Origin of the sequence: Vibrio sp. CAU 1672, from assembly GCF_029223195.1 — a bacterium.
In the GTDB taxonomy this organism is placed as follows: domain Bacteria; phylum Pseudomonadota; class Gammaproteobacteria; order Enterobacterales; family Vibrionaceae; genus Vibrio.
The window spans coordinates 1-1,307 of sequence record NZ_JARHUF010000066.1 but is presented as its reverse complement, the minus strand read 5'-3'; the positions used below and the strand labels follow the sequence as shown (position 1 = coordinate 1,307).

Sequence of the window (1,307 nt, the reverse complement as noted above, 5' to 3'; positions counted from 1 at the left end):
CAGGGCAAGATTACGAAGCCCCTTGCCCCGCAAGGACTTGAGAAAGGTACGCATTACTGCGATTCGCTTTCTTTTGCTTTCTCTTGATCCCTGCTTTAAAACTTTTCTCCGCCGTAAGCAAATTTAGTGCGATATGCCGTGCGACGGCTAAGTTCTCTCCCGCCTGCTCTCGCCTTATACTACAGCTATCTTCATTAAAACCGACATCTAGTCGCCAGTGCATCTGGTTTTCAATGCTCCAGTGCGCTCGAGTACTCTCTAACAGTTCTTTTGCACTTAACGGTGCTGAGCTTATGTAATGCTTCACCTGCATCGTTTCAGCGGGTTTATCGCCTTCCTGACGAATTGAAACAACCATTCCCAAAGTGCTAAGTTGCGGCCAATCTAATTCAACATCACCCAATAAACCCACATTATGCTCAACCAGGCAAAGTCGTGTCTCAGTTCTGCCATGACCTCGCTCTTGAACGACAAGTTTGTCACCATCAAAGTTGTTGATCATGCTGGTATTAAAAACTTCGTTGATCGCTTTCTCTAATCGCTTTTGATTACCCTTGACAGCGAGAAGGTAGTCGGCCTCTTTGGTAATGATTTTTTCAGCGATGTCCTTCTGACACCCCATTGCATCTATGGTGACCAAGCATCCCTTAATAGATAAAAGATCTAACAACTCTGGTATTGCCTTGATCTCGTTACTTTTATACGCCGTCTTCACTTGGCCCAAAACAGTTTGATTGGCAGCACTGAAAGCACTGACCATATGGATTGCACCACAACGTTTATCTTTGTTGTAGGTACCACGAATCGTTTTGCCATCAATAGCTACGACATCGCCCTTAGTGATTTCATGACAATCTTTCATCCACTGAGAAAAACAACGCTGAAGCTGTTTTGCCGAGATCATGTTCACCACTCGAGCAATCGTGTCATGAACGGGGATTCCATTCGAAAAGTCGCCATATTGCTGCAACCACTCGAGGTTATCTTCACCAAAATCTTCAATATCTTCCCAACCTTCAGCACCAGCAATGACCGCCGTTACCATTAAGAAAATAATATCTGTCAGTGAGTGTTCAACTTTCCAAGCTTGGCGTGGGTCATTGATAACTGAAATGTGGTCCAAAAGGCTAAATCCGTTCATGGTGATGGCATCATTACTGTAAAACACAGTATATGATCACAGCTAATACTGATCGTCAAATCGATCCATAAGTCATTGCATTTTTTATGACATCACTGTAGAAATGAGTAAAAGTAGGCTCTCACTTAGGCCTTATTCCACAAGAGTTTTTCATGATCTTGCCCTG

1 protein-coding gene is annotated in these 1,307 nt (G+C 43.6%); it reads right to left on the bottom strand.

The features are described 5' to 3' along the window. Positions 1-10: 10 nt before the first annotated feature. A complete protein-coding gene (locus tag P2G85_RS21425) occupies positions 11-1,141 on the bottom strand; it encodes an ISAs1 family transposase (protein ID WP_275866018.1) in 1,131 nt (376 codons plus the stop codon). Positions 1,142-1,307: the final 166 nt, after the last annotated feature.